The sequence below is a fragment of the Streptomyces sp. P17 genome (genome assembly GCF_032436805.1).
GTDB lineage: Bacteria > Actinomycetota > Actinomycetes > Streptomycetales > Streptomycetaceae > Streptomyces.
In genome coordinates, this window is sequence record NZ_JAVRBF010000609.1 from 1 (window position 1) to 288 (window position 288).

A 288-nucleotide genomic window follows, 5' to 3' on the forward strand; every position below is an offset into this window, starting at 1 on the left:
TCCTGCGGGGTTGTGCTCTGTTGTGTATGATGAATTCGAGTGTTTCACAAAGGAATGGTTATGAAGGTACTGGTCACTGGTGGTAATGGTCAGGTGGGGTTTGAGTTGCGCCGCCAGTTAGCCACGCTGGGTGAGGTGTTGGCCCCTGACCGGGCAACGTTGGATTTGTCAAATGCCGATGCCGTGGATGCGTTTCTGGCACAATACCAGCCGGATCTGGTGGTGAATGCGGCCGCTTACACGGCGGTCGACAACGCTGAAAATGACCAGGCGGGGGCCATGCGGCTG

At 56.6% G+C, this 288-nt stretch carries 1 protein-coding gene; it reads left to right on the forward strand.

Annotation, left to right across the window (positions count from 1 at the left end; translation table 11 throughout):
- Positions 1-60: 60 nt before the first annotated feature.
- Positions 61-288, forward strand: a 228-nt coding sequence (locus RMT89_RS42295; RefSeq protein ID WP_315889074.1) for a sugar nucleotide-binding protein, incomplete at its 3' end; no start/stop codon positions are given.